The following is a 26,866-nucleotide window of genomic DNA, read 5'->3' as shown; positions in this document are numbered from 1 at the left end:
TATTAATCAAAGTTCCTTACGATATCGTGTGCTAATGCTGTCTTTTGCAGAGCCGCTCGATGATCGTGACTCATCTCGATTAGAATAGGTCTTGAAGGTTTGGAGATATATTGGGTAACATTCTTATCTTTAAGCCAATCGTATCGAGGAATTGGGTCATAGGGCATATCGAACCACACGTCATTTAGAACGGGACTGTAAATGCGTTGTCCTGGCGATAGCCATTCATGATCTAACAGCTGTGAGCTCTCCATAGAGGAGTTCATAGCTGTTTCTTTATCTGTAGTGAATAAATGTGGCCAATACTCGCTTCTAGAGCCCTGATGAATGATGCTGGTTGCATATGAAGTGACTCGGTTCAGGACATCACTGTATCCGAAAAGAAGACCATATAATGATTTGCCGAGATTGATTCGTTCATCGATATTCTTGAAATTTTCTAATACTAAGCCGACAAGTCCTGGAGATGGGCTGAGATCAGGGCTCTCCTCCATGTTCGAAGTAGTCACCTCATTTAGAGGAAAGAGAATTTGATTCACATGGGCTAGATGATTGATCTTATATGCTGAACTTTGGAAGACTTTTTTCTGGTAAAAGGGTTGTTGAATGACTCGGTCCTCAATATAATGCTGTTCATTAATAATTAATCCTACAGCGAGCAACGCACTGTTCCGATCAAGCCAGAAATGACTCCAAAAGGAATTCATGAACGTAGATACATGGAAATGTTCCAGGAGATGGAAGAAGCTACAACCATGTTGCCTACTGTGCATATAGAGTTGAAGTTGAGGATAGGCATCTTGGAAAATAAGAGCATTGCAGCGTTCTAACATTCGGTAGATGTCGTCTCTGAGGGATCCATCCGTGAGATCAGCCATTAAGCCACCTTTCAGGTCGCTCATTTTCCAACCGCCATTGCGAGATACCATATGGGCTAATAAGGCCCAATGGAGTTCAGGGTAGGACTCATAACAATGAAGGTAGGCTTGAGTACGTGTGATGTTGCTTTGGTTGGCAGCAGTTGTAGCGATTTGTATTTCGTGTATTATGTTATGATCTAGATCCGTTAAGGATGGTTGAAGTTCTTTGCCCAAGTGAATATGAGTGTCTCGGTAGCGATTCAAATCGTCTAGTGCTCTGTCTACTTGATTTCTTATTATTTGTGCAGTTGCCTCATTCCATCCTAAGATCCTACGATGTTTATGAAATGGGCGTGATAATTTCCAACATGCATATTTACCCTTTAGCACCTCGGTAGCTTGCTGTGGAAGAGTTCTTACAAGGCTTAACGTATTGACAAATGATCGGGGATTCAAATGCTTGTTCGACATAATTGAACATCCTTTCAAAGAATTTGTTTCTATGCTCAGTATGTCTCTAAAATTTGACTTCCACTCCCCATTTTGGTTCACTTATATAAAAAAGAAGAGTAGAAAGGGCTGAAGTTAGATGAAAAAGGTAAATTCGAAGGAACAATTTGATGCATCTATACAATCTCCAAATTTAACGGTTGCCATATTCAAAGCAGATTGGTGCTCTGATTGTAAGTATATTGAGCCATTTATTGGTGAGGTTGAGGAGAAATTCTCACAACAATTAACGCTCGTAGAAGTCGATATAGAACAAGTTGGAACTGTGAGTGAGGAACAGAACATTATGGGAATACCAAGCTTTGTTGCTTATGCAGACGGAAGAGAACTCGTTCGCTTTGTAAATAAACTTCGCAAATCGCGTGAAGAAATTGAACAGTTTCTGCAAACTGCCATAAATGTATATAACACGATTTAGTAAGTAATAAATTCACATCACTTCTATAACAAGATAGGGGTGGTGTTTTTCTATTCATGAATAGATTGTCACAAAGGAACTGTGGCAGGGTTATATTTATAGGGTATAATTGAAAAGCAAAAATAATTAGATCAGCAGGTGAAATATATTGAATACGAAACAATTGAAATGGCTCAGTTATTTAACGTTCTTTGTGATGTTTTTTGCCACCTTTGGCGGTACAGTTGTATCGAGAACAGGGTCGGGGCTAGGATGTGGTCAGGAGTTTCCGTTATGCCATGGTAAGTTTATCCCTGCACATACGGTTGAATCATTAATCGAGTATTCACATCGATTGGTAAGTGGACTAGCTGGTTTATTAGCTTTGGCAGTCGTTATTGCTTTTTGGTTATATAACAAACGTCGTGATTTAAGGGCTTATTCTGTGATGACACTAATATTCGTATTGGTTCAAGCTGTTATGGGGGCTCTCACAGTCATTTATGACCAATCCTCTGCCGTAAAAGCATTGCACTTTGGATTTTCATTGATCGCTTTTGCAAGTGCATTAATGCTCGCGCTAGGCATACGTAGAGTACATAAATCGAAGGGTGAGCTAGATTTTATTAGGATGCCACGGGTGAGTCCTACTTTCCGAAATATGACCTGGATGACGACAGGATATTGTTATATTGTTGTATATATCGGTGCTTATGTTAGTCATTCCAATTCGTCTGGGGGATGCTCAGGCTGGCCACTCTGTAATGGAGAATGGATACCAGAACTATCTGGTGGAGTTGGGATAGCCTTTATTCATCGACTAGCTGCGTTACTATTATTTATCATGGTCGCGACGCTGGCACATTTGGCTTATCATGGGAACCGTGGAAATCGCGAATTACAAATGTTGGGTATTTCGGCTGTGACTTTGTGCCTTATGCAAGTGTTAAGTGGTGCAGGACTCATCTATGCTTTGGGCAATGCTGAGCTCTATATATTTGCTGCTTTACTTCATAATCTGCTCGTGTCCTCTTTGTTTGGTGTACTGTGTTATCTTAGCGTAAGGGTATGGCAGTTAAGGAAATAGGGGGGATCACTATGCTGAGAGAATTACTTGGAGACATGTCTAATGAAGAAAGTAATCCTTTACTGGAGAATGCTTATGTTACGATGAAGAAGGCGACCCAATTGCTTCAGCAAGAAATGAATCGCTATAAGGACCCCACTCATAACTTACGTAAACTTGAGGTGTGGACTCGTGGTCTTATATCGTCATTGACTGAGTTGGAACAAAGCTACTCTGTATCTGCCTATTTCAGGAAATCTATAACAGCTGGATATATGGATGATATGACCTTAGATGAGCAAATGGCTTACGCACGATATGTTTATTTCTATAAAAATGGATTTATCCGTGTATTTGCTATTCTAGATAAACTGGGTACTGTGTTAAATGAAATTTATGATCTGCAAACATCGAAGGTTAAATCTCAATATTCTTTTTTTACAGTGTTACGCCAATTCCCACGTAACAAGAAGCATAGCTCGCTTGGGGTGATGCTGAGTTCAATCAAGGAAGAATATCGTGAACCGCTTAGGATTCTTAGGAAGCGAAGAAATTCAGAAATTCATTATATGAATATGGAAATGCAAGATGATCTGTGGCAACGGCATCATGGACTTCATGATAAGCTTACACTAGAAGATTTGGACATGCATTTGCTGGAATTGAAACAGGGTCTAGACATGGTGTGTAGAACACTCTCCACTGTCTTTCTGTATACGAACAAACGATGGATTGATAAATCCATCCGAACTTGAGTGTTCATTTGAATACTTAGAAATAAACCCCTTTTGACAATTTTTCAGAAAAAACCTATAATAACAATAATTAATTTCATAACGTTTGTTCTTATCAAGAGTGGCGGAGGGATAGGCCCGATGAAGCCCAGCAACCGGTTTGTATGTTTAAAGAGGCGATTGTCTCCTTATCTACAGATGTCATGGTGCTAAATCCTTCAGGGCCGTGTTGAATCGGCACTGACAGATGAGAAGGCTTCGTCTTTACACAAAGAGCGCCCTTTTTCATTCTGGAAAATGGGCTTTTTATATTGTTTGGTAAAGGTATTGGTATCGTTCTAATTATTGAACGTGAGAGGAGGGTCTGAGCTTGATTGAATTAAAGCAATTAACGAAGGAATACGGTAAAGGTAATCGTGTAACCACGGCATTAACTGGACTGGATCTTTCCGTTGCAAAGGGAGATATATTTGGGGTTATCGGTCATTCTGGTGCTGGGAAAAGTACGCTTATACGATGTATTAATTTGCTTGAACGTCCAACATCAGGTGAGGTATGGGTGAATGGCGTTAATCTGACCTCCTTGAGAACGAAGCAATTGCAGGCAGAGCGTCGTAAAATTGGTATGATTTATCAACATTTCAATCTGCTCTCTTCGGCGACAGTCTATGACAATATTGCATTTCCATTGCGTCTTGTTCACACATCTAATAGTGATATTGAGACGAAAGTGAATGATTTACTTACTCTTGTAGGGCTGGAAGATCATCGTGATAAATATCCGGCGCAGCTATCCGGTGGGCAGAAGCAGCGTGTAGGTATAGCCCGAGCATTGGCAAGTGACCCGGAAGTGTTATTATGTGATGAGGCAACATCCGCATTGGATCCGCAAACAACGAACTCTATTTTGAAGCTATTGCTGGATATTAATAAGAGATTCAACTTAACGATCGTACTTATTACGCATGAAATGCATGTCATTCAGAGTATTTGCGATCGAGTAGCTGTTATTCATCAGGGTGGTATTGTAGAGCAGGGCACAGTGTCAGATGTATTTCTTAAACCACAACATCCTATTACACGTGACTTTACACGGGGAGATCTAGATCATAGCGAGTTACTTAAACAAGCAGTAAATATGAGTTCTATACATCCTTTAACTTCTCAAGTTGTTAAGATTACTTTCCTAGGAGGAAAAACCTACGAATCTATTCTTTCAAGAACCGTGAGGGATACAGGCGTAGACTTTGCCATTTTACAAGGGACGATTTCCACACTGAAAGATACCCCTTATGGTCAACTGATTGTTCGATTTGAAGGTGAGTCGGATGATATTTCGAGAACAATCGATAAGCTAGTAAGTCAAGGGCTTGATGTGGAGGTGATAGGCTGATGTTGGGATTAGATTTCTCTAAGGTGGGCTGGAACGAGCTTGCGCTTGCTATTGTCGATACATTGAAGATGTTAGGAGCGTCGGCTGTATTTACGATTATTATCGGACTTCCATTAGGTATTATACTCTATCTTGCGGCACGATCTTCTGATCGTAAAGTATATTTCGTATATTCCATCCTTTCGGTCATTGTGAACATATTACGCTCGCTACCTTTTATCATTCTAATCGTTGCTATGATTCCTATTACAAGACAGATTGTTGGGGTGTCGATGGGTGTATTAGGGACTATCCCACCACTTGTTGTTGCAGCGGCTCCATTCTTTGCGAGACTTGTGGAGACGTCACTTGGTGAAGTGGATCGCGGTGTGATTGAGGCTGCAGAGGGGATGGGTGCTTCGACATGGCAGATTATCATGCGTGTACTGCTACCAGAAGCTAGACCAGGTCTATTAGCAGCGATGACGATTACAACCGTTACTCTCGTCTCCTACACGGCGATGTCGGGTATGGTGGGTGGAGGGGGTCTTGGAGACCTGGCCATTCGATACGGCTATTACAGATACGAGAATGAAGTAATGTTTATATCTGTAGTACTAATGGTCATACTTGTACAGTTTTTACAAATGGCGGGTGACCGTCTTGTGCGTCATTTTACGCGAAAGTAAGGATTGTATTGATGTTGGCATTACCCGAATATTTATTCGGATGCATATATATCACATTATTCATATCGAAGAAAAGGGGAATTACAAATGAAGAAATGGACACTTGCTTTTCTAAGTCTTTCACTAGTCGTTGTATTGGCTGCTTGTGGTAACAAATCATCAGGTACATTGAAGGTTGGGGCAAGCTCTGTACCACATGCTGAGATTCTGAAGCATATTCAACCAGCATTAGAGAAGGAAGGCGTGAAGTTAGAGATTATTGAGTTTACAGACTATGTTCAACCGAATACACAATTGTTCGAGAAACAATTGGATGCTAACTTCTTCCAACACCAACCGTATCTTGATAGTGAGAATGGGAAACGTAAAATGGATCTAGTATCTATTGTAGCTGTACACATTGAACCATTAGGTGGGTACTCTAGTAGCATTAAATCGATTGATGAGTTACCAGACGGTGCCAAAGTGGCTATTCCGAATGATGCTACCAATGGAGGTCGTGCTCTTAGTTTGTTAGCTAATAACGGTCTAATCACATTAAGTGATCCGAACAAAGTAGAAGCGAAGATAAGTGATATTACGGCAAATCCGAAGAATCTTAAAATTACTGAACATGAAGCTGCCATTCTACCGCGTCAATTGGAGGAAGTAGATCTTGCGATCATTAATACGAACTACGTACTAGATGCTGGATTAGATCCTGTGAATGATGCATTAATCATCGAAGGTAAAGATAATCCATATGCGAATATCTTGGTTGCTCGTCCAGATAATAAAGATTCTGAAGCTATCCAGAAGCTAGCGAAAGCATTGACTTCGGACGATGTGAAGAAATTTATTGAGGATGAGTATAAAGGGGCCGTTCTTCCAGCATTCTAATTGATATTTCCATGCGCTGGAAACCTGAATTTTTGAACTCGTATTTATAGTGATTTCTTTATAATCCCACAGAGCGATTTTTAGTTCTGTGGGATTATATTTGTAGAGGGCTGTTAAATCTTCTATAATTAGTGGATGACCACTCTTTGAGGGAGGGAAAGCTTTGAATGGAAGAGTAGCCCTGATTACCGGAAGTGCGAAGGGACTAGGTAAGAGAACAGCACTAACCTTGGCGGACCAAGGCTGCAATATCGTTCTTAATTATGTTCATAGTGCGAATGAAGCAGAGGAATTACGTAGCATTATTGAACAGAAGGGTGTACAATGTATCGCTATTCAGGCTGACATTTCTGAGCCCGAACAAATTGAGAGATTAGTAGATCGAGTGAACACGCAATTCGGTGGTACAGATATAATCGTGAATAATGCGGGACCCTTTATAAGGGAAAGACGTTTATTTGTAGAGTATACACAAGCGGAGATTATGTCTCTTATTCATGGTAATTTGCTTGGTGCGATGTTGCTTGATCATATGGTAATTCCATCTATGCGGAAGAAGAAGTGGGGAAGAATTATCCACTTTGGCTTCGGACATGCAGGTGAAGCTAGAGCTTGGCCTCATCGTGCGGTGTATGCAGCAGCCAAGACAGGGTTGGTCTCGTTCACTAAAACATTAGCTGTGGAAGAGGCTCCTTATGGGATTACGGTTAATATGGTGTGTCCTGGAGATATTAGAGGAATGAATAAAGAGAAGTCAATTGCAGAAGTTGAAGGGGTAGTGGATCTAGAGACACCGAATGGAAGACCTGGTAGTGGAGAGGATATTGCCCGAGTTATTCAATATTTGTGTCAGGAAGATTCCGACTTCATAACGGGTAATATTATGGATATTACGGGTGGGCTTGATCCCATTAGACCATGGGTATAAATTGCATAAAAAAAAGTCTTGGTCTCTTCTATAAATGAAGACCAAGACTTTCTCTAAATATGATGAAGATTTCTCACTTTAGAAATTTGGTTTAGAATACTTGTATTACATCTTGAATGTCATCAACCTCTTCAAGGAGAGCACGTTCTATACCAGCTTTCAAAGTAATAGTGGAGCTCGGACAACTGCCGCATGCCCCCACCAATCTTAGTTTTACGATACCATCTTCTACGTCGACCAATTCTACGTCACCGCCATCACGTTGAAGAAACGGACGAAGTTTATCTAATACATCCAATACTTCATCATACATGGTGCTTTGTGCGTTTTCACTCATAGTGTTCAACTCCTTCCTATATACTCATTATAGTACAAATGCAGACAAAAACAAAACAGAAAGTAAAGCAGGTGGATACAATTGAGACCTATTATTGAATTTTGTACGAATAATTTACATTTTGGTACGGATAAAATCATGGAAGAGCTAGAGCTTAACCTTGATTATGACGTTGTTGAATACGGATGTCTAACGAATTGCGGCCAATGTTATATGATGCCATATGCCATGGTAGATGGTGAAATTGTGTCAGCGGAGAGCGCGGAAGAACTCCTTGCTGCTATTATGGCAAAGATAAAAGAAGCTGAAGCATGGGATGAACTTGATCTGGATTAACCGAAGTGTCGTTTAGACATCCAAAGAACGCCACTTTTTAGTATACGGGGAACACGTCCCATAACAGATGATTTACCCATAAGTCCGAAACCAGCCTTTTTACCAAGAGCACCGAGAGTTCCCTTTAAGCGTATAGGCTGTAATTTAGGAGTTTCATCACGCCATAACGAATGAATAACCTCGGCTACTTGCTCGGCTTGTGCACCAGCGGCTTGTGCGCTTGGTGCGAATGGCAGGCTAGCACAGTCCCCAATAACATATACTTCAGGGTGTTCAGCGATTTGGGAATAGCTATTTAGAATAATGCGCCCACCGCGGTCTTTAGCAACTTGAAGATCTTGCACGATTTGGACAGGCTGAATGCCCGCAGTCCAAATCGTTACATCACTATGAATGATCTCAGAACCGTTGTGGATTGAACCATCTTCCACTCGTTCCACTGAAATAAGGGAACGAATATCCACGTGGTGCACTTTAAACCAGTGCTCTACATAAATAGACAACTTAGAAGGGAAAGTAGATAGAATACGACTTGGACGGTCAAGAATAGAAATATTCAGATCGGGTCTGCTTTCTCTTAATTCTGCTGCTAACTCAACCCCGCTAAGACCGCCTCCTACAATATTGACATGACCGTAAGGTGAGAGATCGTTAAGTTGTTGATATGTTTTACGGGTATTGGAGAAGGATTGAATACTATTCGTATATTGTTCGGCACCTTCAATTCCATGATAACTATCTGTGCAACCAAGAGCTATGACAAGATATTCATATGAAATGTCCTCGGCGTGTGCTATATGAACGGTTTTGCTGTCTAAATCAATGGAAGTAACTTCGCCATATTGGATACTGAGTTGCGGATGCTTGGGAAAAGAGACCCGAAGATCAATATCTGCAGCGGTCCCCGCAGCCAAGGCATAATATTCTGTTTTAAGCCCTTGAAAGGGCATTCGATCTATTAATATGACTTCAACATCATCAGGTAGATGGTGATTGATAAGACCTTGTATAATCGCTTGACCACCGTATCCACCACCAAGAATAACCAGTTTCCTCATGGATGCTTCGACCCCTTTATCTACTCACTTTATGGGTAAATATTTATTCGAACACTTGGATTTCGTTATAGAAAGTATCGCGTTCAACAGGAATACGTCCAGCACCTTTAATAAGCCAAATTAATTCTTTACGTGTCAATCCTTCAGGGGTTAAAGCACCTGCGGCATGACTGATACGTTCATTTATGATTGTACCGTGAACGTCAGAAGCGCCGAAGCTTAAAGCCATTTGCGTCAATTGGGCACCTATATTAATGAAGTATGCTTTGATATGGTCGATGTTATCCAGCATTAATCGGCTAATGGCAATGGTCTTTAGATCCTCATAGGCAGAATTACGACGCATAATACCGGCGTTTCTATTCTTGGGTTGCATGGAAAGAGGAATGAATACCATAAATCCGTTCGTTTCATCTTGTAGTTCACGTATTTGAACCATATGCTTAATTCGATCTTCATGGCTTTCAATGGAGCCGTATAACATCGTTGTGTGTGTCTTCATTCCCAATTGATGAGCTGAACGATGGACGTCTAAATACTGCTCAACATTGGCTTTATCAACCTTCATCTTTTGACGATATTGATCGGATAGAATTTCAGCACCACCACCTGTTAGAGTCTTCAGACCCGCTTGCTGAAGCTTCTGAAGTACCTCAGTGGTACTAAGACCGCTTATACGTGTGAAGAACTCAATCTCGGCTGCTGTGTATGCCTTTAACGTGACATTAGGATAATGATCAGTCAAGGTTTGTAAAGAGTCTACATAGTATTGGAAAGGGACATGAGTATTATGACCCCCAACGATATGAAACTCGCGGATACCAGGGTGAATATGCTGATTAACGTGTTTAACCATATCTTCGCCTGAGAGGGTATAAGAACCTTCCTCTCCTTGATCTTTACGGAAGTTACAGAAGGCACAATAGGATTCACATACATTTGTAAAGTAAAGACTCATATTTTCAATGAAATATACTTTTTTTCCATTTTTACGAAGATTGACTTGGTTCGCAAGTTGTCCAAGGGTCAGTATATCATCTGTTTCATAGAGATAAATACCATCTTCAATCGTTAAACGCTGTCCTAATTGTACCTTTTCTATAATGGCAGCCATGTGTTGATCTGTATTAGTTGTAATAAGTGTAGACACAATAATTCCTCCTATTCAATCAAATTCATACTTTCTTATTATAGACCTACCCTTAAGTAGTCGCAATATGAATAGAAATGAATAAGTTGACGGAGAACAACTAATTAGTCTTATTGACTTGAGGGTAAATGTGTTGTGCAGTATAATTGATGTATGACTCAAAAGGAGGCTGAAATAATGATTAATATAAGTGAACTAGCTACAGATAGACTGAAAGTAATGTTATCAGAGCAAGAAACACCGAATATGTTTCTAAGACTTGGCGTGCAAGCTGGTGGTTGCAGTGGTTTCTCATATGCCATGGGATTTGATGATGACGAGGCTGAGAATGACATATATATGGATGTTAATGATATGAAGATAGTCGTTGACAAGGAAAGCTTGATCTATCTTGATGGACTGGAGATCGACTTCGAGGAATCCGGCATGACAGGGGGCTTCACCATCAATAACCCGAATGCATCGGCTACGTGTGGCTGTGGATCGAGTTTCCGTACAGCACTGGACGCTGGGAAGCCAGCGGCTGAGGGCGAGTGCTAGGAAGGGTTTAGAGCGTTGTAGCGTGTGAGCAAGAGAGCTTTTCTTACGTGTATGTTAATTGGAACGTGAGTTGTGGATTCCAACCTCCTGAAATTGTGGTGTCACCTACACACAATTTTAGGAGGTTTTTTATTTTTCTTTTAAAAAAAGTGAAAGGTTCCTGTCGATAATCGTCTAGATCAAGTTGAGTTCCCTAGAATAGACTTTTCTATTAAACTAACGGAGCTTTTATCTACTTCTAACCTCAATATAATCTCCTTTTAAGGTTCATCGCTTACTATTGAGATACCCCGTATTTCATGACACACTAAGGCCCCGCCGGTGATTATCCTGCGGGGCCTTAGTGTGTCATGTTGTATTTGATAGTTTATTACCCTGTTGGCGAGTGCTGAAAGGGTATTTTTGAAAAGCTTAGCAACAAAAATCATCACATAGCATTTTTCAAGGGTAAATATTCCTTGCCATTAATCCCGATCTCAATTTTATATTTTTCCATATAGTAAAGTGTATTCTAATTAAAAGGAGGAATTACTATGAGTGAACTTGTTGGAGGATTTGATGGAGGTTACGGTGTCCGTGGATTTGGTGGAGGAGGAGTAGGGGCAATATTAGTATTATTTATTTTGCTTGTTATAATCTCCAAAGCGTTCTTTATCTAAATTAATATTTATTTGTTCTTAAAAAGACCTTGCTGGAAGGGTCTTTTTTTCTATTGTGGTAAGGAAACTACTCTTTAGCAACATGAAGCAATTAACTTCTTTTTTCAGGCAAGAAGTGCTCCTTTTCTTCATATGCTTTAGTCATATGGAGAGGAGCGGATGCATATAGTACAACCATTAGACCCTAAAAGTATTCCTAAATTTGTGAATCAACTCGTTATCCCACCTGTATATATGCCTACTGTTCTGAGACAGCCAATGACTGGTCGAGTGATTGGGCATTCATATCAAATTGATGTGAGTGAGTTTGAACAGCAAATCTTACCGCCTGGCCTCGGAACAACGAAAGTCTTTGGTTATGGTAGTATGATACAGGTTCCGAACGAAGGAAGGGTTATTTACTTTAGAAGTGCTCCTGGTCCTACTTTTGAAGCCATTCGAGGAATCCCTGTTCTTGTTCAATGGATGAACAACCTCACAGGTCCCCATTTTCTCCCGGTTGATCCGACACTCGATTGGGCAAATCCAAATTCCATGGCAATTCCGAGGCCGCCATCTCCATCATTTCCACCAGGATTTCCTCTAGCACAGATACCTGTACCTATTGTCCCGCATTTGCACGGAGGAGAGAATCCATCTTATTTTGACGGTCATCCTGATGCTTGGTTTACAGCAGATGGAAAGACCGGCATGACATTCAAAACTAATAGCTACACCTACCCCAATATACAACAGGCTACAACCCTTTGGTATCATGACCATACGATGGGAATAACTCGTTTGAATATTTACGCAGGACTTGCAGGGTTATATGTGCTCCGTGATATGAATGACCCCATTGCTTCGTTTCTTCCTAGTAGAGAACATGAGATCCCGCTCATTATTCAGGACCGATCTTTTAATACTGATGGTTCTCTTTTCTATGATCATGTGGGGGTTAACCCAAGCATCCATCCTTACTGGGTACCTGAGTTTTTTGGTAACACGAATATGGTGAATGGAAAGGTGTGGCCGAACCTTAATGTCAAGCCTCAACAATACCGTTTTCGTGTTCTAAATGGTTCAAACGCACGTTTTTATCATTTAAAGCTTTCGAATCAACAGAAATTTATCCAGATTGGCAGCGATGGAGGTTATTTGCCTCAGCCTGTAGAACTTTCATCACTTTTGCTTGCACCAGCAGAACGGGCAGATATCCTTATTGATTTCTCTACTCTAGTTCCCGGTACGTCCGTTATTGTATTGAACACTGCTCATGCTCCTTTCCCTGATGGAACACTGGCAGACCCGGAAACAGTTGGTCAAATTATGCAATTTACAGTCACCAATGCAACTGTCTTACAGCCAAAGAAATTGCCACCTGTTCTTAATATCATTCCGTCATTAAAACCAACTAAAACGAGAACATTGACTTTATTCGAACTGGAGGGTCCTAATGGTCCTTTGGAAGTTACGTTAGATGGCCAAATGTGGCGAAATCCCGTTTCTGAGCTGCCGCAGGCAGGAACGACAGAAGATTGGCAAGTTGTGAACCTTACAAATGATACCCATCCAATCCATCTTCATCTTGTGCAGTTCCAGCTTGTTAGCCGACAGAAATGCCGATCAAACGATTATTTAAGAGACTGGAATAAACTAAATCAAACGACACCACCGGGCACCCCGCCTTATTTTGTTAAGCCTAAGGCACTGCCGATAGCCACATATTTGCAAGATCAGCAGATTGAGCCTCCACTTAATGAGAAAGGCTGGAAAGATACAATACAAATGAATGCAGGAGAAGTTACGACAATAAGAGTTCGGTTTACATCCCAGGATGGAAATCCCTTTCCCTTTAACCCGAGCCTGGGTCCTGGATATGTATGGCATTGCCATATTCTTGAACATGAGGATAACGAAATGATGAGACCGTTAAAGATATTGACTCAAGAATGATATGCTTTCTTATAGGTAAATAAAAGCCACTTGATTCAGGGGGGAAGATAAATCCCCTCAATCAAGTGGCTTTTAGCTGTTTACTGCATGCTTAAAATTCTTATCAAGTGTTCAAGAGGAATGTGTGATTGACCATCAATACGATCATAGTAGCGGATACAATGGAAAAGGCAATACAACTCAGTCCTAATATACTTCGTTTGCTTTTAATAAATTTAAACCCAATGGCAAAAATCAATAAAGTGACTAGTGCCAGAACCGCTGACATCCCAACAATTGCGATCCAATATAATATTTCGAAAAACTGTGCCACAGTATCATCTTCCTCCCAATATCTTCGTATCTATTATACTTCATTAAGGACAATCATCCAAGAATTATTGGCAGCGCAAGAGTATGTTACCGTATAGGAGCCAGAAGGGATGGATGAAGATGGCAGGAAGACAGTTGGCAAGCAAGTGGTTAAAGACAGAGGCACTGCTCAGCAATCCTAGTGTCATAAAGTTTATTCCGCTGACAAGGCACTTAACCATTCCAAATCTGCGAATGATGCTTCGTAGATTTGGAATGGTTGTTGTGAAGCCAGTTGTTGGTGGGGGTGGGTATGGGGTCATACGAATCATTCGTAGTGCAGAAGGGTATAAGCTAACACATCAATCACAAACTTTGAGTTTCGCGAGTTTTAAGAATATGATCATGACTTTTCGTAAAATAAAAGCTCCTAGACCGTACTTAATACAACAAGGAATCCGGCTTGCAACCATTAATGGACGACCCATTGATTACCGTGTGAAGGTAGTTAAGTCAGGGAATAAGTGGATATTCCGCTCTATGGTAGGGCGTCTTGCTAAGCCAGGCTTATTTGTTACGAATCTGTGTAAGGGAGGCAGATTGCTCAGTTGCCATGAAGGATTACGTCGGTCCATACCTAAGAAATCCTCCAGAGCTAAGCGTCAAGAGATGCGTCAACTCACAAGAGTGTGCACAACAATTATGGAGCGACACTTCCCGGGAATTGGTGAGCTTGGATTTGATTACGGCGTGGATATGAATGGCCGGATTTGGATTTTTGAAGTAAATACTCGACCACAATAAAAACTATTGAAAAGTTGAGTCATGAACTGAATAGTGGTTAATTTAATAGAGTAGAGAAGGAAATAAATTATTTTTTTTTTGAAAGTGAAAAAGAATCTACCCTGTGTATAACAATTATCCACAATATCCACTGCTATTTGACAACCTATTTGTCTATTATTAACAAAATATACACAGGTTCTCCACAGTTGCCTGTGGATAGAGGGAACGCTTGTTCTGCTGTGGATTGTTTGATATGATAGATTTAGGAAAAAAGAGGAAGGGATGTGATAATCATGGCTATATTAACGGATGAGATGTTGTTAGATTCCTATGAACTGGCTGTTCAGTTAAAGCTAGAGCGTGATTTCATAAAGCTACTATTAGCCGAAATACACAAACGTAATCTAGGTATTTAGGAAGTGAATGGTACTCATAAAGATGGAGTTTCGGAGGTGTACGTGCATTATTAACATATATGATCATGACAGACTAATAGAGGGTATCCACTTGACGATAAAGCATGTCCGTTAAGAAGGGATACCCTTAAAGCTGTTCATTTATAATGGAAACTATAGTTTCATGTTGCTGCTATGACCTGGGGAGAGACGAGCTTCAGGATCAATATATACTTTTGCATTATTTACAGCTGTTGGAGCCTCACCAAATCCTACAGCAATGAGTTTTAACTTCCCTAGATAAGTAGTGATATCTCCTGCGGCAAATATACCTGGGATGTTCGTCTCCATTCGAGAATCAACAATAATTGAATTACTTTCGATGGAGATGCCCCATTCAGATATCGGTCCTAGAGAGGATATGAATCCGAAGTTAACAATAACCACGTCTACTTCGATCTCTTGCGTTTCTTTTGTCTTAACATGTGAGAGGGTTACTCTTTCTATCGTGTTCTCTCCATGAAGTTCAGTGATTTCTGAAGGTGTAACGACATTTACTTTGGAAGACATTAAGTTCTCAACACTGTGTTCATGTGCACGGAATTTGTCGCGACGGTGAACGAGAGTCACTTGTTCAGCGATAGGTTCAAGCATAAGTGCCCAGTCAACCGCTGAGTCACCACCACCATTGATGAGTACCTTTTTACCTTTAAAAGCTTGCAGGTCATTCACAAAGTAATGAAGATTGGCCTTCTCGAAACGATCTGCACCTGGAACTTCTAGTCTGCGGGGTTCAAATGCGCCCACACCTGCTGTTATAATGACTGCCTTAGAATGATATTCACCTTGGTCAGTCTTAACAATGAAATGGCGTTCATCTTCTTTAACGACAGAGACTACCTTTTCTCCAAGACGCAGGGTAGGTTTGAAGAGATCCAATTGTTGTTGTAGGTTATCTACAAGTTCCTGAGCTGTCACTTTAGGGAACCCAGCAACATCATAGATGTATTTCTCTGGATAAAGAGCGGCAAGTTGTCCACCAAGTTGAGGCATACTTTCAATAAGAGTTACGGACGCTTGACGCATACCGCAATAAAAAGCAGCAAACATACCGGCAGGTCCGCCCCCGATTATGATTATATCGGTCATTTCATCATTAGATGGTTCGAATGTCATTAGGTAAAGCACCTCCAAATAAATAGTTATTGTGTAATAATTGATCTTATTCATTATAATCTGATCAACAAGATAAGAAAAGTGTATTCATTTACAAATAAATCTTGATATTTACTTGTAAAATGGCTAGTATTTCTATGTATATGTGATGGTCCAGATCAATAATGAAACATTCCTTTGATTATATCTTATAAAAGGTTTAGTATATATGTGATAAATATCTCATTTCTAAAATCGAATTGTTTTATTATTGATGTGTATATTTTCACAAAATAAGGTTCGAAAAGCTTGAAACTATATAAAGAGGAAAACTTGGAAGGAGTAGGATCATGAGCAACATTCCCAAAATTGTAATTCTAGGTGCTGGATACGGAGGAATCTTAACAGCGCAAAGACTTCAAAAAGAATTGAAGTATAACGAGGCAGACGTTACGTTGGTAAATCGACATGACTATCACTACATCACAACACATCTCCATATGCCTGCTGCGGGCACAGATAGTATAGAGAATACGCGCGTTTCAATCTCGAATTTAATTGATGAATTCAAGATTGATTTGGTGAAATCGTCTGTACAAGAAATTCGTCCGCAAGAAAGAAAGATTATTCTTGAAGATGGTACGCTTTCTTATGATTATCTTATCATCGCATTGGGAGGAGAACCAGAAAGTTTCGGTATTCCTGGGCTTGCTGAACATGCGATGTCCATTCGAAGCATTAACTCGGTCCGCCTGATACGCAAACATATTGAATATCAATTTGCGTTGTATAAGAATGAGAAGAATGCACAAGAACGTATTAATTTCGTAGTTGGGGGAGCTGGATTCAGCGGGATTGAATTCGTAGCTGAGCTAGCAGATCGTATTCCGAAGCTGTGTAAAGAATATGATGTGGAACCTAACCTTGTAAATATTTATAATGTCGAAGCGGCTCCAACTGCATTGCCAGGGTTCGCACCTGAATTGGTGGATTACGCTATGGAAGTTCTTAGAAGTAAAGGTGTAACGTTCAAAATGGGTGTAGCCATCAAAGAATGTACAACCGAAGGAGTCCTTCTCGCTACAGGTGAAGAGATCAAAGCTTCTACTGTTGTATGGACGGGTGGAATCCGCGGGAACCGTATGATCGAGGCAGCTGGCTTCGAGACGATGAGAGGTCGTGTCAAGGTAGATGAGCAATTACGTGTGCCTGGTTATGACAATGTCTTTATCATTGGGGACAACTCACTTGTGTTCAATCCAGAAGATCGTCCATATCCACCAACTGCACAAATAGCGATGCAACAAGGTGTATGCTGTGCGCAAAACGTGGTAGCTACGATCCGTAAGCAGCCACTGAAGAAATTCCAATATAGCAATAAGGGTACGGTTGCTTCCTTGGGTAAAGGTGAGGGGATTGCAATTATAGGTAAGAAGATTTATAAGGGCTGGAGTGCAGCTCAACTGAAGAAAATTGTAGATATGAGATATCTGTTGACTATCGGCGGCATTGCACTTGCGCTGAAAAAAGGAAGATTCTTATAGGATGAGACATTGCAGCGTTCAGGTTCGTGGATTACTTACGAGGGATGAATTGGATCGTTACAATGCTCTGATGGAAGTTGGATCTTACTTAGAGTCACAAGATGCTTATGATTTGGCCTACACGATTCAGAAGGAAGTTGATATTCTGATTCTACCGGCTATTGAAAGGCTGAAGGAGAAAGGTCGTGCCCGTGATGCGGCAACGGCAGAATATCTGGATTCTAGGAAAGAAACAAAACAAGAATAATAAGAAAACAATAAAAAAGGATTTGTCACCCGTTCATTGGTGTGACAAATCCTTTTTTATAATAATTTTGAGCTTATAATTTTAGCATATCTTCGAAAGATTGTTCGTTCTGCAAACTACCAACATAAAATGCGCCAAATTCGCCATAGCGAGCACTAACTTCATCAAAACGCATTTCGTAGACAAGTTTCTTGAATTGGAGAGCGTCATCTGCGAACAAAGTGACTCCCCACTCCCAGTCATCGAGTCCAACAGATCCGGTGATGATCTGTTTTACTTTACCAGCATAGCTACGACCGATCAATGCATGGCTACGCATTAATGTGCGACGTTCCTCCATGCTGAGCATGTACCAGTTATCTCCGAGATCGCGTTTCTTGTTCATTGGATAGAAACAGATATATTTATTTTTTGGCAGAATAGGTTTAAGTCGTGCAACCACTTCTGGGCTATCCATCGGATTACCACCATTTGCACTAGCCATATAATTGCTTAGTTCAACAACACTGACGTAGGAATAGGCCTTGGTCGTGTATTTAGCAAACATTGTTTTATTAAAAGCAGTTTCAACAGCATTTAAGTCTTCTAATGTTTCGCGTAGGTGCATAAAAATAAAATCAGCCTTCTGACCGACAATAGAGTACACTGTGCTACTCCCTTTTTGGGCAGATTCTACATGAGTCCATTCTTGCAGAAAAGCATGAAGCTCATCCAGCGCCATGGCACGGTCTTCGTCATCAGCAGATTTCCAAGCAGCCCAATCAATGGAACGTAAATCATGAAGGGAATACCATCCTTCAAGGGTTTGTGCGACTTCACTCATATGATCAATCACTCCTAATTTTGGTAACATCATATTACAATGATTATATTGTATCTCAAGTGGAAGCCATTGAGCAAACGATGTCACAATCAATTCACGCAATGTTCATTGCTTCGTGACAATTTATTTAGTAAACTAGCTACTAGCTGATCTTTTGGTGATGTTTTTAATTGAATAGTTGATATAAAGAAGAGGTGAACTAAACCAAGTGGGATTTATACCTATGATCGTATTGATGGTGTTGTTCTTTGTGATGATGTTCGGCATTGGCTTTATTCTTAATATGTTAATGAAGACGACATGGTTTCCTTGTTATTTATTTATTATCGTGATCTTACCTGTTGTTGTATATTCCATGTGGGATCATAGTATGTCCTTATGGACTCATCTTAGTTCGTTTCATATAGGAGACTATCTTACAGGGATTGCTGGTTTAGTAGGGGCCTATGTTAGTGGATGGGCGATTAAGAAGTTGCGTCAAGGTGGATATACGATGTTTTGAATGGGTGTCATTATGAGCAGCTCTTCCTTACGGAAGGGCTGTTTTTCTGTAGATAGAAGATGTTGGAAATTCAATAATAAACATGAAATACGTCGAACGTGATATTGAAATTATGATAGAATAGAAGAAGTGTACGTAACGAGTGGGAGGTAAACAATGCGCATAAAGAGTCTTCTACATTATACTGAGAACCATCCATACTACGTTTATCGTAATTTTAGTTTAAGCAGCTTGGATGATAGAATGCTAAGTTGTATCTATCAACCGATGGTTGGCGCATTCGCTATTAGCTTCTATCGACTCTTGTTTCAACGGATACCTGTAGAGAAGATAGGTTATTCCAATATAGATCAACAACGCCACCTCTTTTTAACGCTGGGGATGGATCCTAGTGAGACAGGGCGCAAATTCCTTATAGAACAATCTTCGAAGCTTGAAGCTGTAGGTCTTTTACAAACAAGTCGTATCTATATACCAGACAACGATGATTATATGTACGAGTATGAATTAACAGCGCCGTTATCACCATCTGAATTTTTTAATACGCAGCACTTAACACTCTTATTACGCGATAAGATTGGTAAGTTTGCGGTTCTTTCTTTGCGTGAGGAGCTGTGGACCAAAGAACCTGAAGAATGGTCAGGGGCTACGCAGAATAAAGAGAATATTTCGGTGCCCTTTTATGAAATTTTTGAATTAAACACACATGTGATAGATTATGAGTTGGAACAAGCCTTATCAGAAGTGTCTACAACTAGACAGTCCGGTCTACAGGTAGGCGAGGAAAGTAACGCTCTGAACTATGCTGATATTATTCTTCGTTTTCCGAAAGAATCAGACAATCGTCAGTATGTTGAGAAGCTTCGTTTCAACTTTGAACAAATGGGAATTGTGAATTATGTTGTCAATAAATATGATCTGAATGTTCAGGATTTATGTCGTCTTCTTGATGAGGATGGAATATTTACTGCACAGGGAGATATCATCCTGGATGAATTGCAACATCAGGCCAATCTACATTTTCGCCAAGGAAAGAAAAGACAAGAACAACGAGAAGTTCAAGCGGGTAAAATGATATCCATTCGGCAAGCGGAAGAAACACCTACGGGATCCCTTCAAATGGAACATGCTGTGCAAATGGAGTATTATGTTGAAGTGCCGATGCAATTTAAGTCAAAGTGTGATATCCATCAGTATAATATGATGCTTCGAAACGAACCGTATACCAAATTACTAAAGACTTTATTTCCCGGTTCTGTGCCGGATAATTTCGTAGATATATTTGAGAAGATTGATCTGAGTTACAAGTTACCTGGAGAAGTTATTAATATACTCATTCACTATTTGATCTCACTGTTAGCTACAGGTGGAGACCAGCGTATTAACCGCAATTTTGTAGAGGCGATCGCGTCTAATATGTTGTTGAAGCAGATTGATACCTACGAGAAGGCAGTGCAGTACATCAAAGATCAATCCAAGGTGAAAGGTAAGCAGGCGCAAGCCTCAGGTGGAACACGAAGTCGGACATACGGCAAAACTACGAAGATGAAGCCAGAAATTGCTGTAGCTCAGGATAATAGCCCAGCTGAAGAAGTCTCTGAGGCAGAATTTGAAGAGATGATGAAGATGGCTGCCGAAATTCAAGCGAATAAGAAACAAGGCTAAGTCTGAATAGAGTATTAAATAATTATTTTAAGGGGGATAAGGGATGGAGTCTTTAGGTGAACTTCTCAAGCAGATGAAGAACCCTTCTTTCCGACGCCAGTCGCAGGAGATAGAAGAAGAACTGCTTAATCATCCGCTGATTAAGGAGTTGCGTATACTTCATCCTGAATTAGATGATGCTAAGCTACGTCTCAATATGAGTCGTTTATATCAGTATGTTGGTGACAAGCGAAACTGTGATAACTGTCCCGGGCTTGCTAATTGTCCCAATGACTTTAAAGGTCATTTCACTAAGCTTGAGGTGCAAGCAGTCAATGGAGAAGCGGAGCTAAATGAGCGGAAGGCACCTTGTGCACTCTTTGTGACTAAACAACATGAGGATCAAGTGAAGAAACGGATTCAGAGTTTTTATGTGGATGAGCGGGCATTGAATGAGGGGTATAAAGAAGTAGAGATTATGGGCAAGGATCGTCTGCGTGCGCCTGCAGTACAACAGGTGTTTCAGTATATCAGCGAGACAAAAGAGAATGGATTATCCATTCGCGGGTTGTACCTCTATGGTTCATTTGGAACGGGGAAAACTTTTCTCATGAGCTATATGTTACACGAACTAGCGATTGCGGGATTCACTGGAGTTATTGTCTATATGCCAGAGTTCGTGGAGGATTTGAAATCGTTAATGATGGATAATGTAAAGCTTAAGGAAACGACTGAAATGATGAAGAATTGTGATTTGCTTATTTTTGATGATATTGGTGCAGAGAATTTGAATCCATGGGCCCGCGATCATATTATGGGATCTATTCTAAATTATCGAATGAATCGCAAACCAACATTTTACACTTCGAATTATAATATTGAGAGTCTAGAGAAGCATCTCAGCTTTACGAATAAGGATGGGGAAGAAGGATATAAAGGGCAACGTTTAATGGATCGAATTGCTCCTTTCGTCGATGTAGTGAACCTGCATGGAGAGAACCATCGTGGCAATCGATAATTGACATGACCGATAATTGAAATAACAAAAAGAGGCTGATCCCTTAGGTCAAAGTTAAGACCTCCCGGGACAGCCCCTTCTTGTATTCTCCTAACATAATCTACGATTAGCCAGAGACAATGAACTTGATAATAACCATACCGAAGAATAGAACGGTCATGAGTAAGAACATTCCACCAAAGCCAGCCATTAAATCGCCCAAATCATCACGTGGTTCTTCATTTATATGTTCACGTGGATCTTTGAAATGCACATTTGCTTCCATGATCAAATCCTCCTCATAAAGGTCATATTTTTGCACATGATAATAATCATAGACAAACAGACCTAACTTACTTCAAGTATACCCAATTCTAAAAGAACTTGTAAAGAATATCTGGAAAAAGTGAGTTTTGGGGTTTCGCATTGCTAATAAAAATATGTTATACTTATAACTGTCCACAAAGACATATCAGTTTAAAATTATGGAAATTTCCTAAATAAGGAGGAAAATATAATGGCTATTGTTAATGTATCTGATCAATCCTTTTCCGGAGAAGTAGAAGGTCAAGGAACGGTATTAGTAGATTTCTGGGCACCTTGGTGTGGTCCTTGTAAGATGATCGCTCCTATTCTGGATGAACTATCCGCTGATCTAGGTGATAGTGTCAAGATCGCTAAAGTGAATGTTGATGAGAATCCAGAAACGGCATCTCGTTTCGGAGTAATGAGTATTCCAACGCTGATCGTCTTCAAAGATGGTCAACCCGTAGATAAAGTGGTTGGATTGAACTCGAAGGAAGCATTAAAGAGCATGATCTCCAAACACCAATAAGAACGATGTTATATTCTAAGCGTCTCCGGATTCCGGGGGCGCTTTATTAAAAATATAAGAAAGTATAAGTTTCACATGTTACTCTATTCCTTATATTTCCGCTGAAACGGGTGCCGTCTTTGAAAAAGGACGGCATAGCCGTTTCTACTTGAATGCAAGGATGGTATCCATCTACTTGCTCCTGTTGATACGAGGTCTGAGGGGAGGGAATGATAGCAAATGGAGCATCCGATCCATTCTGAACAAGAGAAAGAGAAAGCTCAATATCATATTAGAAACAAGCTAGCCCTCTTACCGGACCTTCCCGGATGTTATTTGATGAAGAATAGTGAAGGAACTATTATCTATGTGGGTAAAGCTAAAGTGCTTAAGAACCGGGTTCGCTCTTATTTTACAGGGAGTCATAATGCGAAAACCCAACTGTTAGTCTCTGATATTCGAAATTTCGAATATATCGTTACGAGGAGTAATATAGAGGCACTTATTTTGGAGTGCAATCTGATTAAAGAACATCAACCGCGGTATAATGTTTTGTTGAAAGATGATAAGACGTTCCCTTATATAAAGATTACGAATGAGCTGCACCCACGATTGGAAGTGACTCGTCGCGTGCTGAAGGATAAGGGGAAGTATTTCGGACCTTATCCGAATGCCTATGCGGCACAGCAGACAAAGAGGCTTCTTGATCGCATGTATCCCCTTCGTAAATGTAATTCGAAGCAGAAGGAGCCGTGTCTCTATTATCATATGGGGCAGTGCTTAGCGTGTGGTATGGATGAGGTACCTCAAGCGACTTATGATGAAATCACACAAGAAATTAGCTCTTTCCTAAATGGAGGGCATGAAGTAATACGGAAGGAACTGCAGCGTAAGATGCTTGAAGCTTCCGAGGAACTTTATTTCGAACGAGCGCAAGAGCTTCGTGATCAGATTATTAGTATCGATACGATTATGGAGAAACAGAAAATTACAACTTCGGACGCAAGAGATCGAGATGTACTCGGATTTGCCGTGGATAAGGGCTGGATGTGTGTTCAGATTCTTTATTTGCGCCAAGGGAAGATGATTCAGCGCCACGCTTCCGTGTTCCCATTCTATGGGGAAGCGTACAGTGACTTTATGACTTATGTTACGCAATATTACCTAGACAATCCAGCATTACCTCAAGAGATTTTACTCCCTGAAATACAGCGGGAGGAACTTAACACAGAGGCTACTAATGAGGTTGTTGAGTCGGAAATAGACGAAACACTTCATACCCCTTTATTATCAGGGAGTTTGGATGCTGCCAACGTTGTATCATCCCTTCAGGAGTGGTTAGGAATTAAAGTATATGTACCACAACGTGGAATGAAGAAGCAGTTAATAGTGATGGCAACGGAGAATGCGAAGGTTGCGCTAGATGAGAAATTCAGACTTATTGAACGCGACGAAGAACGGACTTCGATAGCAGCTGCTAATTTGGGTCAAGCGATAGGTATTCAATCACTACATCGAATAGAGGCTTTCGATAATTCTAATATTCAAGGAACCAATCCTGTATCTGCCATGATTGTATTTATTGATGGTAAGCCTGAGAAGAAAGAATATAGAAAGTACAAAATTCGTACGGTCGCGGGTCCAGATGATTACAATACGATGCGTGAGGTCATTCGTCGTCGCTATGAGCGTGTATTGAAGGAGAACTTAGAGATGCCAGACCTAATCGTTGTAGATGGTGGAAAAGGGCAAATCTCGGTGGCTGTGGATGTGCTACAGAATGAATTAGGATTATTTATACCTGTGTGTGGGCTAGTGAAGGACGTGAAGCATAGAACTTCACAGCTAATGATAGGTGATCCGGCTGAAACGATTCATCTTCCACGCGATAGCCAGGAATTCTATCTTTTACAGAGGATTCAAGATGAGGTACATCGCTTTGCCATTACCTTTCACCGTGAACAGAGGGGCAAATCGATGGTTACTTCGCAGCTCGATGCCATTCCAGGCGTGGGAGATAAGCGCCGTAAGCTTCTGCTGAAGCATTTCGGTTCACTCAAAAAAATAAGAGAGGCCAGTGTCGAAGACTTCCGGTCTCTCTCGATAGGCGAGAAGCTCGCCTCACAAATTATTGCAGCACTTCAGGAGGAGTCATAACATAAGGCTTCTCTTTTTTCATGGAGTGAACAATGTAAATGACGTAAGCGACGATGAATGGCATGATCATAGAAACAACTCCAGCTATGATGTTCGTGGTGTCACCTAGTGTGAATAGGCTGAACCCCATAAGGATGCTATTAAACACAACATGACTGAACATGACAGCGATATAGCCATAGCGTAAAAAGATGAAACTGAAGAGTAGTCCGATGATAATAAGCTCTATTGGCCGTGAAATGACGGGGTAAATCGGATAAAGCGTATGACCGAATGCCCAGATGATGGATGGAATCAGGCAGGCCACAAATGTATTCTTGACAAGCTTCTTCATCATCTTTATGCCGAATAAACGATAAACAGCTTCCTCGGAAATTCCAGCCACCCATGCTAATAATGGCAACATCCAGGGATAGATCATGTTGATAGGAGACTGCGTTGCATCTGTCGTGGACCAACTATGGATCGTTAGATCAAGAGTGAAATAAATAATGGATTGTATTCCTAACAATATTAATGCCCATAAATACCCAACGAGCATGCTGTGGAGTACATAATGTCCATAACCTGTTTCTTTCCAGCGTGGCCACGGATTAAGATCTGCTTCCTTTCTCCATAAGCCATCTCCGCCTACAAGCGAGAAGTACAGTAACGCAGCCATGACCAGAGTGAGAGCCCCTTGTACGATCAATCCGATGATTAGATTGGGTCCTGTAACTCCTTGCGCTTCCAATGCAGGCAACATATTTAGTGTGCTCAACATGGATACAATGAAATAAAAGGAACTCAGAAAGATACCTCTTACAAAAGAAGTATGTCTTCTAGTTAATGCACTGTAAACGATAGCGAGTATACCCAGCACTAGAGTCAGAAGCCCGTATCCAAGGAAAGTCATCCAGAGTGCTTTCGTATGTTCATTGTTCACATACGAAGTATGCTCTTCTGGAACTGAAAATGAAGGTTGGAAGGATAGTATTTGCTCAGATCCAAAGGTGAAATTAAACTGTAATTCAGCATTACCGATCATCGTAGTTGAATCAGCATATGTAAGGTGTGACTCTTTATTCGGAACGATGTGGAAATCACTTGGATTATAGCCTGATTTACTCAGCCATTGTGCAGCAAGAGCCTCTTGATCTCTTGGGTTCATAGAAATTTCTATTGGCGGTGCGGTAAGAGCTCTTTCTTGAGCAAAAGCTACGACTTCACCTGTGTTCATATGTACATCAATATTGAAGGGTTTAGTTGAATCGAATACCTCCAAGCGGACACGATATACATCATATGGATATTTACTTGTGAAAGTTTCGTTATATTTCTTTACGAGTTTCTCTTTGGCAAGATAACCATATAATTCTGAGTGAGATTGGTATGTGACGAGACTTTCTTGAGAAGATAATACCTGAAGTTGAAGTTGTGATTCAGCATATTGTGTTGCAACTTCTCTTGCTCGTTCCTTACTGATTAAATCACTGCTTTGTTGCTCCAATGTATCTGAAGCTGTACTAGGAAAAACTTGCACAATCATGAATAGAAGCAGACCGATAGCGGCGAGAATACCCAAAACCTTATAGTTGGCTTTCAGTTTCAAAGGTTGCCCTAAAGAATTCATTCATTCCCCTCCCAAATTTTTATATAGCCATTAGAATAACGTAAACATAGCATAGGTTCAAGTTGTTAATCCAGTAACTGTAAGATAAAAATACGAAAACATGATAAAAGCGAAGATAATAACATATAAACAGAGAGAATGACCCTTGGAGAACGTTCCTTATGCTCTTTTAAGGTTATATTGAATCATTTATACGAAAAGGAACTTTGTACAGTTTGTAAATAAGGATTATAATCGTGATGCAAATTAAAAATGCGCCGAATTTTCATATGAAATACGGGGGAACCATTGTATTAATGGGGTGAATTTCGTTATTTGTTTATCGAATAGGGCAACCTGTGCATGCCCGAATCCGTCAGCTAACCTCGTAGGCGATATGCTATCAGGAACCAACCCGAGAGGCATTGGATTTCCAGTGCTTTTTTTGTTGGCTTCAAAGGGGTGAAAGT

At 40.5% G+C, this 26,866-nt stretch carries 29 protein-coding genes and 2 riboswitches; of the genes, 20 read left to right on the top strand and 9 right to left on the bottom strand.

What is annotated here, in order from left to right:
- Positions 1–2 precede the first annotated feature (2 nt).
- A complete protein-coding gene (locus ACP8HI_RS16095; RefSeq protein ID WP_438347219.1) occupies positions 3–1,331 on the bottom strand; it encodes a DUF2515 family protein in 1,329 nt (442 codons plus the stop codon).
- A gap of 118 nt (positions 1,332–1,449) precedes the next feature.
- Here ACP8HI_RS16095 and ACP8HI_RS16090 point away from each other — a divergent pair, with 118 nt between their 5' ends.
- The 7 genes from ACP8HI_RS16090 (at position 1,450) to ACP8HI_RS16060 (ending at position 7,435) form a co-directional block, all read left to right on the top strand.
- A complete protein-coding gene (locus tag ACP8HI_RS16090) occupies positions 1,450–1,788 on the top strand; it encodes a thioredoxin family protein (protein ID WP_438347218.1) in 339 nt (112 codons plus the stop codon).
- A gap of 148 nt (positions 1,789–1,936) precedes the next feature.
- Entirely contained in the window at positions 1,937–2,854 is a 918-nt protein-coding gene (locus ACP8HI_RS16085) for a COX15/CtaA family protein (protein ID WP_438347217.1), read from the top strand.
- 11 nt (positions 2,855–2,865) lie between these two features.
- Positions 2,866–3,588 carry a Cthe_2314 family HEPN domain-containing protein gene (locus ACP8HI_RS16080; protein ID WP_438347216.1) on the top strand — a complete coding sequence of 241 codons (723 nt, stop codon included), beginning with the start codon at positions 2,866–2,868 and terminating at the stop codon, positions 3,586–3,588.
- 88 nt (positions 3,589–3,676) lie between these two features.
- A riboswitch (SAM riboswitch) is annotated at positions 3,677–3,821 on the top strand.
- A 116-nt stretch (positions 3,822–3,937) separates the two neighbouring features.
- The gene (locus ACP8HI_RS16075; protein WP_438347215.1) at positions 3,938–4,960 is read left to right on the top strand and encodes a methionine ABC transporter ATP-binding protein; all 1,023 of its coding nucleotides are present in this window, start codon (positions 3,938–3,940) and stop codon (positions 4,958–4,960) included.
- Complete coding sequence (locus ACP8HI_RS16070; RefSeq protein ID WP_438347214.1) at positions 4,960–5,628, top strand: methionine ABC transporter permease; 669 nt, start codon at positions 4,960–4,962, stop codon at positions 5,626–5,628. Before ACP8HI_RS16075 ends, ACP8HI_RS16070 begins: the two co-directional genes overlap by 1 nt.
- Before the next feature lie 87 nt (positions 5,629–5,715).
- Positions 5,716–6,507, top strand: a complete 792-nt coding sequence (locus ACP8HI_RS16065; RefSeq protein WP_438347213.1) for a MetQ/NlpA family ABC transporter substrate-binding protein — start codon at positions 5,716–5,718, stop codon at positions 6,505–6,507.
- A 163-nt stretch (positions 6,508–6,670) separates the two neighbouring features.
- Positions 6,671–7,435: an SDR family oxidoreductase gene (locus ACP8HI_RS16060; protein WP_438347212.1), complete on the top strand. Its 765-nt coding sequence runs from the start codon at positions 6,671–6,673 to the stop codon at positions 7,433–7,435.
- A 91-nt stretch (positions 7,436–7,526) separates the two neighbouring features.
- Here ACP8HI_RS16060 and ACP8HI_RS16055 read toward each other — a convergent pair whose 3' ends face one another.
- On the bottom strand, positions 7,527–7,772 hold the full coding sequence (locus ACP8HI_RS16055) for a NifU family protein (protein ID WP_438347211.1): 246 nt from the start codon (positions 7,770–7,772) through the stop codon (positions 7,527–7,529).
- Positions 7,773–7,853: 81 nt separating this feature from the next.
- On the opposite strand from ACP8HI_RS16055, the gene ACP8HI_RS16050 reads away from it, so the two are divergent.
- Positions 7,854–8,108 (top strand): YuzB family protein, encoded by a 255-nt coding sequence (locus ACP8HI_RS16050; protein ID WP_438347210.1) that lies wholly within the window; start codon positions 7,854–7,856, stop codon positions 8,106–8,108.
- Here the strand turns inward: ACP8HI_RS16050 and ACP8HI_RS16045 are convergent.
- Together ACP8HI_RS16045 and mqnE are read right to left on the bottom strand one after the other, a co-directional pair.
- Positions 8,105–9,166 carry an NAD(P)/FAD-dependent oxidoreductase gene (locus ACP8HI_RS16045; protein ID WP_438347209.1) on the bottom strand — a complete coding sequence of 354 codons (1,062 nt, stop codon included), beginning with the start codon at positions 9,164–9,166 and terminating at the stop codon, positions 8,105–8,107. The two genes, ACP8HI_RS16050 and ACP8HI_RS16045, sit on opposite strands and share 4 nt — an antisense overlap.
- 43 nt (positions 9,167–9,209) lie before the next feature.
- Positions 9,210–10,316 carry an aminofutalosine synthase MqnE gene (mqnE, locus tag ACP8HI_RS16040; RefSeq protein WP_438347208.1) on the bottom strand — a complete coding sequence of 369 codons (1,107 nt, stop codon included), beginning with the start codon at positions 10,314–10,316 and terminating at the stop codon, positions 9,210–9,212.
- Positions 10,317–10,493: 177 nt separating this feature from the next.
- Between mqnE and ACP8HI_RS16035 the strand changes: the two genes are divergently transcribed.
- The 3 genes from ACP8HI_RS16035 to ACP8HI_RS16025 all read left to right on the top strand — a co-directional run bounded on the left by ACP8HI_RS16035 (position 10,494) and on the right by ACP8HI_RS16025 (position 13,450).
- A complete protein-coding gene (locus ACP8HI_RS16035) occupies positions 10,494–10,856 on the top strand; it encodes a HesB/IscA family protein (protein ID WP_438347207.1) in 363 nt (120 codons plus the stop codon).
- 533 nt (positions 10,857–11,389) lie between these two features.
- The gene (locus ACP8HI_RS16030; protein ID WP_438347206.1) at positions 11,390–11,515 is read left to right on the top strand and encodes a YjcZ family sporulation protein; all 126 of its coding nucleotides are present in this window, start codon (positions 11,390–11,392) and stop codon (positions 11,513–11,515) included.
- A 159-nt stretch (positions 11,516–11,674) separates the two neighbouring features.
- Entirely contained in the window at positions 11,675–13,450 is a 1,776-nt protein-coding gene (locus ACP8HI_RS16025) for a multicopper oxidase family protein (RefSeq protein WP_438347205.1), read from the top strand.
- 103 nt (positions 13,451–13,553) lie between these two features.
- Here ACP8HI_RS16025 and ACP8HI_RS16020 read toward each other — a convergent pair whose 3' ends face one another.
- On the bottom strand, positions 13,554–13,763 hold the full coding sequence (locus ACP8HI_RS16020) for a hypothetical protein (protein WP_438347204.1): 210 nt from the start codon (positions 13,761–13,763) through the stop codon (positions 13,554–13,556).
- A gap of 119 nt (positions 13,764–13,882) precedes the next feature.
- On the opposite strand from ACP8HI_RS16020, the gene ACP8HI_RS16015 reads away from it, so the two are divergent.
- Both ACP8HI_RS16015 and sda read left to right on the top strand, forming a co-directional pair.
- Positions 13,883–14,545, top strand: a complete 663-nt coding sequence (locus tag ACP8HI_RS16015; RefSeq protein ID WP_438347203.1) for a YheC/YheD family protein — start codon at positions 13,883–13,885, stop codon at positions 14,543–14,545.
- 275 nt (positions 14,546–14,820) lie between these two features.
- Positions 14,821–14,943 (top strand): sporulation histidine kinase inhibitor Sda, encoded by a 123-nt coding sequence (sda, locus tag ACP8HI_RS16010; RefSeq protein ID WP_438347202.1) that lies wholly within the window; start codon positions 14,821–14,823, stop codon positions 14,941–14,943.
- Positions 14,944–15,096: 153 nt separating this feature from the next.
- Here the strand turns inward: sda and ACP8HI_RS16005 are convergent, their stop codons facing one another.
- Positions 15,097–16,098 (bottom strand): NAD(P)/FAD-dependent oxidoreductase, encoded by a 1,002-nt coding sequence (locus ACP8HI_RS16005; protein ID WP_438347201.1) that lies wholly within the window; start codon positions 16,096–16,098, stop codon positions 15,097–15,099.
- Positions 16,099–16,427: 329 nt separating this feature from the next.
- On the opposite strand from ACP8HI_RS16005, the gene ACP8HI_RS16000 reads away from it, so the two are divergent.
- Complete coding sequence (locus ACP8HI_RS16000; RefSeq protein WP_438347200.1) at positions 16,428–17,621, top strand: NAD(P)/FAD-dependent oxidoreductase; 1,194 nt, start codon at positions 16,428–16,430, stop codon at positions 17,619–17,621.
- Between the two features lies 1 nt (position 17,622).
- Entirely contained in the window at positions 17,623–17,868 is a 246-nt protein-coding gene (locus ACP8HI_RS15995) for a hypothetical protein (protein WP_438347199.1), read from the top strand.
- Between the two features lie 73 nt (positions 17,869–17,941).
- On the opposite strand, the gene hemQ is transcribed toward ACP8HI_RS15995, so the two are convergent.
- Positions 17,942–18,691 carry a hydrogen peroxide-dependent heme synthase gene (hemQ, locus tag ACP8HI_RS15990; RefSeq protein WP_438351858.1) on the bottom strand — a complete coding sequence of 250 codons (750 nt, stop codon included), beginning with the start codon at positions 18,689–18,691 and terminating at the stop codon, positions 17,942–17,944.
- Positions 18,692–18,899: 208 nt separating this feature from the next.
- On the opposite strand from hemQ, the gene ACP8HI_RS15985 reads away from it, so the two are divergent.
- The 3 genes from ACP8HI_RS15985 (at position 18,900) to dnaI (ending at position 21,855) form a co-directional block, all read left to right on the top strand.
- Positions 18,900–19,193 (top strand): YuiB family protein, encoded by a 294-nt coding sequence (locus ACP8HI_RS15985; RefSeq protein ID WP_438347198.1) that lies wholly within the window; start codon positions 18,900–18,902, stop codon positions 19,191–19,193.
- A gap of 156 nt (positions 19,194–19,349) precedes the next feature.
- Positions 19,350–20,858, top strand: coding sequence for a DnaD domain protein (locus ACP8HI_RS15980; protein WP_438347197.1), 1,509 nt, complete (start codon positions 19,350–19,352; stop codon positions 20,856–20,858).
- 43 nt (positions 20,859–20,901) lie between these two features.
- Positions 20,902–21,855, top strand: a complete 954-nt coding sequence (gene dnaI, locus ACP8HI_RS15975; RefSeq protein ID WP_438347196.1) for a primosomal protein DnaI — start codon at positions 20,902–20,904, stop codon at positions 21,853–21,855.
- 106 nt (positions 21,856–21,961) lie between these two features.
- On the opposite strand, the gene ACP8HI_RS15970 is transcribed toward dnaI, so the two are convergent.
- Complete coding sequence (locus ACP8HI_RS15970) at positions 21,962–22,120, bottom strand: YqzM family protein (RefSeq protein ID WP_438347195.1); 159 nt, start codon at positions 22,118–22,120, stop codon at positions 21,962–21,964.
- Positions 22,121–22,351: 231 nt separating this feature from the next.
- On the opposite strand from ACP8HI_RS15970, the gene trxA reads away from it, so the two are divergent.
- Positions 22,352–22,669, top strand: a complete 318-nt coding sequence (gene trxA / locus ACP8HI_RS15965) for a thioredoxin (protein WP_438347194.1) — start codon at positions 22,352–22,354, stop codon at positions 22,667–22,669.
- Positions 22,670–22,888: 219 nt separating this feature from the next.
- A complete protein-coding gene (gene uvrC / locus ACP8HI_RS15960; protein WP_438347193.1) occupies positions 22,889–24,805 on the top strand; it encodes an excinuclease ABC subunit UvrC in 1,917 nt (638 codons plus the stop codon).
- On the opposite strand, the gene ACP8HI_RS15955 is transcribed toward uvrC, so the two are convergent.
- Entirely contained in the window at positions 24,777–26,417 is a 1,641-nt protein-coding gene (locus ACP8HI_RS15955; protein WP_438347192.1) for a CPBP family intramembrane glutamic endopeptidase, read from the bottom strand. The two genes, uvrC and ACP8HI_RS15955, sit on opposite strands and share 29 nt — an antisense overlap.
- A 245-nt stretch (positions 26,418–26,662) precedes the next feature.
- Positions 26,663–26,806, top strand: a riboswitch (cyclic di-AMP (ydaO/yuaA leader).
- Positions 26,807–26,866: the final 60 nt, after the last annotated feature.

It is taken from the genome of Paenibacillus sp. FA6 (genome assembly GCF_051550225.1).
In the GTDB taxonomy this organism is placed as follows: Bacteria; Bacillota; Bacilli; order Paenibacillales; family Paenibacillaceae; genus Paenibacillus_AQ.
The sequence above is the reverse complement of the archived record's forward strand: the minus strand, read 5'-3'. Positions and strand labels throughout refer to the sequence as shown.

Excerpts from the sequence above, each read along its gene's own strand:
- ACP8HI_RS16055 (WP_438347211.1), bottom strand. The coding sequence starts at position 7,772 with ATGAGTGAAAACGCACAAAGCACCATGTATGATGAAGTATTGGATGTA.
- ACP8HI_RS16025 (WP_438347205.1), top strand. The coding sequence starts at position 11,675 with ATGCATATAGTACAACCATTAGACCCTAAAAGTATTCCTAAATTTGTG.
- ACP8HI_RS16035 (WP_438347207.1), top strand. The coding sequence starts at position 10,494 with ATGATTAATATAAGTGAACTAGCTACAGATAGACTGAAAGTAATGTTA.
- ACP8HI_RS15980 (WP_438347197.1), top strand. The coding sequence starts at position 19,350 with ATGCGCATAAAGAGTCTTCTACATTATACTGAGAACCATCCATACTAC.
- ACP8HI_RS16065 (WP_438347213.1), top strand. The coding sequence starts at position 5,716 with ATGAAGAAATGGACACTTGCTTTTCTAAGTCTTTCACTAGTCGTTGTA.
- ACP8HI_RS16070 (WP_438347214.1), top strand. The coding sequence starts at position 4,960 with ATGTTGGGATTAGATTTCTCTAAGGTGGGCTGGAACGAGCTTGCGCTT.
- ACP8HI_RS15995 (WP_438347199.1), top strand. The coding sequence starts at position 17,623 with ATGAGACATTGCAGCGTTCAGGTTCGTGGATTACTTACGAGGGATGAA.
- ACP8HI_RS16090 (WP_438347218.1), top strand. The coding sequence starts at position 1,450 with ATGAAAAAGGTAAATTCGAAGGAACAATTTGATGCATCTATACAATCT.
- ACP8HI_RS16005 (WP_438347201.1), bottom strand. The coding sequence starts at position 16,098 with ATGACATTCGAACCATCTAATGATGAAATGACCGATATAATCATAATC.
- uvrC (WP_438347193.1), top strand. The coding sequence starts at position 22,889 with ATGGAGCATCCGATCCATTCTGAACAAGAGAAAGAGAAAGCTCAATAT.
- ACP8HI_RS15955 (WP_438347192.1), bottom strand. The coding sequence starts at position 26,417 with ATGAATTCTTTAGGGCAACCTTTGAAACTGAAAGCCAACTATAAGGTT.
- sda (WP_438347202.1), top strand. The coding sequence starts at position 14,821 with ATGGCTATATTAACGGATGAGATGTTGTTAGATTCCTATGAACTGGCT.
- ACP8HI_RS16030 (WP_438347206.1), top strand. The coding sequence starts at position 11,390 with ATGAGTGAACTTGTTGGAGGATTTGATGGAGGTTACGGTGTCCGTGGA.
- ACP8HI_RS16080 (WP_438347216.1), top strand. The coding sequence starts at position 2,866 with ATGCTGAGAGAATTACTTGGAGACATGTCTAATGAAGAAAGTAATCCT.
- ACP8HI_RS16095 (WP_438347219.1), bottom strand. The coding sequence starts at position 1,331 with ATGTCGAACAAGCATTTGAATCCCCGATCATTTGTCAATACGTTAAGC.
- hemQ (WP_438351858.1), bottom strand. The coding sequence starts at position 18,691 with ATGAGTGAAGTCGCACAAACCCTTGAAGGATGGTATTCCCTTCATGAT.
- ACP8HI_RS15970 (WP_438347195.1), bottom strand. The coding sequence starts at position 22,120 with ATGGAAGCAAATGTGCATTTCAAAGATCCACGTGAACATATAAATGAA.
- trxA (WP_438347194.1), top strand. The coding sequence starts at position 22,352 with ATGGCTATTGTTAATGTATCTGATCAATCCTTTTCCGGAGAAGTAGAA.
- dnaI (WP_438347196.1), top strand. The coding sequence starts at position 20,902 with ATGGAGTCTTTAGGTGAACTTCTCAAGCAGATGAAGAACCCTTCTTTC.
- ACP8HI_RS16045 (WP_438347209.1), bottom strand. The coding sequence starts at position 9,166 with ATGAGGAAACTGGTTATTCTTGGTGGTGGATACGGTGGTCAAGCGATT.
- ACP8HI_RS16015 (WP_438347203.1), top strand. The coding sequence starts at position 13,883 with ATGGCAGGAAGACAGTTGGCAAGCAAGTGGTTAAAGACAGAGGCACTG.
- ACP8HI_RS16000 (WP_438347200.1), top strand. The coding sequence starts at position 16,428 with ATGAGCAACATTCCCAAAATTGTAATTCTAGGTGCTGGATACGGAGGA.